We start from the raw sequence: 5007 nt of genomic DNA on the forward strand, positions 1-5007 counted from the left end.
CGCCCCCGCCGACGACGACCGCCCGTTCCTCTACCTCAAGGACGCGACGATCCCGCCGATCTACATCATCACGCTCGGCCTGATCCTCATCGTCAGCCTCCTCGCCGTCCGCGTCGTCGCGGGCCCCTACGACCGCATGCGGCCCTACGCCGACCTGTTCCTGCTGGGCGTCGGGTTCATGTTGCTGGAGACGAAGAGCGTGACCGGGTTCGCGCTGCTGTTCGGCACGACGTGGGTGGTCAACGCGATCGTCTTCGCCGGCGTGCTCGTCGCGGTGCTCGCCGCCGTCGAGGTGACCCGCCGCTTCCGCACCCCGCCGCTGCCCGTCATGTACGGCGTGCTGTTCGCCGGCCTGCTGCTGGCCTGGCTGGTGCCGAACGCGTGGCTCCTGTCCCTGCCGCTGCCGCTGCGCGCGGTGGCCGCGGTGACCGTGGCCTTCCTGCCGATCTTCGCCGCCAACGTCGTCTTCGCCAAACGCTTCGCCGACACCGCCGACGCCACGACGTCCTTCGGCGCCAACCTGCTGGGTGCCATGGTGGGCGGCTGCCTGGAGTACGCCGCGCTGGTCATCGGCTACAAGGGGCTGCTCATCGTGGCGGCCGTGCTCTACGTCGGGGCGCTGGTGCTGCTGCCGAGGAAGAAGGGCGCGCTGGTGTGACATGAGGGGCGTGCGGTTCGCGCCATAAACGTTCGGCATGGTCCGCGCTTCCCCCGGCGCCCTTGCGGTTGACTGGCGTGGAGAAGTGCGGCGAGTGCCGCCTCCTCTTCGGGAGCCTCGGAGGAGCGAGATGCCTGAGCCCGATCGCGAGGCGATGCAGGCTGCCGTGGGGCGCATCCAGCGGCTGTCCGACGAGCACTGGTGGACGCTCCACCAGGTGTGCGGGCTGATGCGGGGGAACGCGTGGGTGGGCCCGGCCGGGCGCAGGTTCGGCGAGGAGGTGCACGCGGCCGAGCGCGGGCTGCGTGAGATGTTGTCCAAGGCCGTCGCCGACGCCAGGCGCAAACTCGACGCCCTGCCGGAGCGGCCATGAGTCCCGGCCCCGACTTCACGGGCGTCAAACGGCCCGAGTTCGACACCATGGCCGACCAGCACACCGCCGCCGCCGGCCGGCTCGCCGACCTCGCCACCCGGCTGCACGGCGAGCTGGCGGCCGCCGGCCTCGACACCCTGCCCGCCACGCGCATCCGCGACCTGGCCAGGCAGGCCCGGACCCAGGCCGAGGACCTGCGGCGGCGCCGGCGGCTGGTCGACGAGCTCGAACGCGAGAAGGTCGTCTTCGGCACCTCCACCGCCGCCGGCTCGTTCCTGCCGCTGCCCGACAAGCTGGAGACCGGGCGGGCGATGCTGGACGGCGCCGCAGCCGCCGACGCGGCCATCGCCGCCCACACCAAAAACCCCAGGGGCAAGGTGCTGCCCGAGCAGCTCGCCGTCGTGCAGCGGTACGCCACCAAAATGCACGACCCCGCCTTCGCCAGAGCGTTTATGAGCAGGCTCGGCGCCAGGGGCGTGACCGACCTGGCCAACGCCATCCGGCAGGAGAAGGCCTCCTGGGAGCGCACGGGAGATCACGAGGGCGCCAAGCGGGCGGCCGCCCAGGGAGATCACGTCCTGCGGATGCTGAGCACGACGCTGGCCGCCGTCACCGACCCCGACGGCCCCGCCTACCTCGGCGCCGGGTTCCTGCAGCGGCTCAAGGCCGCGGGCCGCACCTCCAGAGACGTTCACAGCGTGACGGGCGGGCGGCCCACCGCCTACCACGACCTGGCCGACGTGCTCGGCGCCCATCCCGGCGAACCCCCGTACTCGGCGGAGTTCATGCGCACGGTCGGACGCGACATGATCGCGCTCGACCGCGAGGTCCACGACGCCCTCAGGAACGGAGAGGGAACGAAGGCGATGAGCGACATGCGCACCTTCGTCCCCGACCTGCTGCGGGCCGCCGCCGCCAGCCCCGCCGCGGCGCAGGCGCTCCTCGACCACACGCCCGCCGGCCGTACGACGACCAACCTCGACTACCTGCTGCACGACCGGGTGGCCTGGTGGACCGACAACCCCCACTCGACCGCGGACGACCGCGACGCCAGGGCGCTCGGCGCGGCGATGGAAGCCGCGATGAAGGGCTCCGACCCGGTCTCGCTCCGGCTGACCGCGGAGACCCTCAAGATCCTCGGCGCCGACCTGCCCGCGCTCTACGCCCGCAACTCCGCCGAGAAACTCCAGCTCGCCGACCAGACCGGCTTCGACCAGCGCGCATCGTTGCGGCCCGCGCTCGGCACCATCCTGTCCGCCCACATCGACGAGCTCGGCCGGATCATCGCCGGCCGCAACGTGCTCAGGTCCGGCGTCGGCGAAACCCTGAGCGACCAGTCGGTCAACCGGCGCGACATCGACTACGCGCTGCTCCTCGCCACCAGCGACGACGCCGTGTTCGCCCAGATCACCAGGGCACAGGCCGAGCACACGCGCGTGGAGATCGACCGCATCTTCCCCCTCACCGACAAAGGCCCGCGCCTCGTCGACCCCCTCTCCATGGAGAGCAAGACCTTCGGCCACATCCTCGGCGCCCGCGAACAGGCCCTCTACTCGGTGGGCCGGGCCAACGAGGCCGCCGCCAAGGAGCTCGAGTCCATGGTGCGCTCCGCCATCGGCATCGTGCCCGTGCCCGGCAAGGAGTTCGCGGGCAAGCTGGCCGAGCAGGCGTTCAAGGGCATGCGCCTGGAGAGCTTCGCCAAGGAGGTGGCGGGTGAGGTGGGCGGAAGGCCGGGGACGTACGGGTTCGACAAGGGCGCGAGCTGGATCGCCGGGTTCTTCAAGAACGGCAAGATGCTCGACGAGTCGTACGCCACGGCGACGGAGAACCGGGAACTGGTCAACCGGTTGATGGAGCAGATGGTGGCCACGGCCACGGTGGCGCATGGCCAGCACGACGGCCAAGGCCTCAAGGGCCGCTCGTTCATCGACGAGCACGGCCAGATGAAGCCCATTGTCGAAATGACGCCTGCTGAGTATGACGACTTCCTCAACTGGGCCCACTATCACTCGCGATTCAGCAGTCTGACGATCGATGGCCAAGGAGTGTTGAATGACGGTGCTGAAGAGGCTCGCCGAAGCTTCAGGATCGCGGATTAGAGGGAGTGAGTGATCAAACCACGCGGGCTTGTTATATCTCTATTTGTCATGATGCTGGGCATCACCTCATGCGCCGGTGGCGAGCCCGTCCAGACTCCGGCCGCGGCGGATCTTCGTCCTGTCGTCGACCGATCGCCCTACTGGTGCGAGTTCATCTCACAGGAGTCCTTCCGCCGTATAACGGGAGACGCCAGGACCTACACCGATCGCAAGGACGGGACGTGGCGGGACGACGGCGGATGCATCGTGGAAGGCGGCGGGAAAGGCGACCCTGCAGCCGTATGGTGGTCCAGAGTTGATGACAGCGTCAAACGGCTGGAACTCGCACATGAGAATTGGGACAGATCACGGCCGACCGCCCTGCCGGCTGAACTGGGCGAAGGATTCGCCGTCCACGCGGGCAACGACATGCTGGGTGGTCGGCCCTATTTCGTCATCTCACGCTTCTCCTGCGGAGGCGAGACGCTATGGATAGGAATAGATCTCAAGAAGGTGGCCAAGGGGCGTGATGCCATCGAGGACCTCACCGAGTTGATGCGGGTCGCGCAGCGGCGTTATGGCGTGCTGCACGAATGCGACCCGGGGCCTCCTTAACGGACCGGCCCATCGTTCATCGATCCAGGTCCCGATTCACCGGCGGCGGGGTAGGACTTCAGGATGCTCGAGGAGATGCTGCCCGGGGACGACAGGGTGCTGGCCGACCCCTATCCCGCCTACGCCCGGTTGCGGGAGTCGGGTGTGCCTCACCGCGTGACGTTGCACAGCGGCCTGTACGGATGGCTCGTGACCCGCTACGACGACGCCCGCGCCGCGCTGGCCGATCCCCGGCTCAGCAAGGACCCGCGCCACGCGCCGCCCGACTGGCAGGAGGCGGGCCGCGGGCGACCGCTTGAGGACCGGTCAGGGCTGGGCACCCATCTGCTCACCACGGACCCGCCCGAGCACACCCGGCTGCGCCGCCTGGTCACCCGCTACTTCACCCCGGGAAGGCTGGCGGCCCTGCGGCCGCGGATCGAGGAGCGGGCCGGCGCGCTCATCGACCGGTTCGCGGGGCGGGCCGGCGCCGAGCTGATCGGCGAGTTCGCCTCGCCGTTGCAGTTCGCCACGATCTGCGACGTGCTCGGCGTGCCGGCCGCCGACCGTACGGACTTCCAACGGTGGACCACGGCGGTCGTCACCTCGGGGGAGGGGCGGGACGGCGAGGCGAGGCCCGAGGCGCTGCGCCGCCTGGGCGCGTACGTGGGCGCGCTGGCCGCCGCCAAGCGGCGCGAGCCGGGGGACGACGTCATCAGCGCGATCACGGGGGCCGTGGACGAGGAGGAGCGACTGTCCGAGAACGAGATGCTGTCGATGATCTTCCTGCTGCTGGTGGCCGGTTACGAGACGACCGTCGGCCTCGTCGGGCTGGGCACGTACACCTTGCTGCGGCACCGCGGGCAGCTCGCCCGCCTGCGGTCACAACCGGAGCTGATCGACCGGGCGGTGGAGGAACTGCTGCGCTACGACAGCCCGGTCGAGCTGGCGACCTGGCGCTTCGCCCTGGAGCCGCTGGAGATCGGCGGGGCGGTGGTACCCGCCGGGGAGCCGATCCTGGTGGCACTGGGGGCGGCCAACCGCGACCCCCGCCGCTTCCCCGGCCCGGACCGGCCCGATCTCGCCCGGGAGGACAACGCCCACCTGAGCTTCGGACACGGACCGCACTACTGCCTCGGAGCCATGCTCGCCCGCATCGTCGGCCGGGCCGCCCTGGGCGCCGTCGCCCGCCGCCTGTCCGGGCTCGCCCTCGCGGTGCCGCCCGAGACGCTGCGGTGGCGGGCCAGTCTGACGGTACGCGGCCCGCAGCGGCTCCCGGTGACCTTCGACGCCGTCACCTGAGC

Annotated in this window: 4 protein-coding genes and 1 pseudogene; all 5 read left to right on the forward strand. The window is 70.5% G+C overall.

All coding sequences use genetic code 11. From position 1 onward, the window contains the following. A pseudogene (locus E1267_RS42505) lies at positions 1-658 on the forward strand (spermidine synthase); the annotation flags it as partial. A gap of 130 nt (positions 659-788) precedes the next feature. After that, positions 789-1031: a hypothetical protein gene (locus E1267_RS42510; protein WP_132341810.1), complete on the forward strand. Its 243-nt coding sequence runs from the start codon at positions 789-791 to the stop codon at positions 1029-1031. Beyond that, on the forward strand, positions 1028-3130 hold the full coding sequence (locus E1267_RS42515) for a hypothetical protein (protein ID WP_132341812.1): 2103 nt from the start codon (positions 1028-1030) through the stop codon (positions 3128-3130). The genes E1267_RS42510 and E1267_RS42515 overlap by 4 nt, the downstream gene beginning before the upstream one ends. Before the next feature lie 48 nt (positions 3131-3178). Beyond that, complete coding sequence (locus tag E1267_RS42520; protein WP_132341814.1) at positions 3179-3724, forward strand: hypothetical protein; 546 nt, start codon at positions 3179-3181, stop codon at positions 3722-3724. Between the two features lie 63 nt (positions 3725-3787). Beyond that, positions 3788-5005 carry a cytochrome P450 family protein gene (locus E1267_RS42525; protein WP_132341816.1) on the forward strand — a complete coding sequence of 406 codons (1218 nt, stop codon included), beginning with the start codon at positions 3788-3790 and terminating at the stop codon, positions 5003-5005. Positions 5006-5007: the final 2 nt, after the last annotated feature.

The sequence above is a fragment of the Nonomuraea longispora genome (assembly GCF_004348345.1).
Taxonomy (GTDB): Bacteria; Actinomycetota; Actinomycetes; order Streptosporangiales; family Streptosporangiaceae; genus Nonomuraea; species Nonomuraea longispora.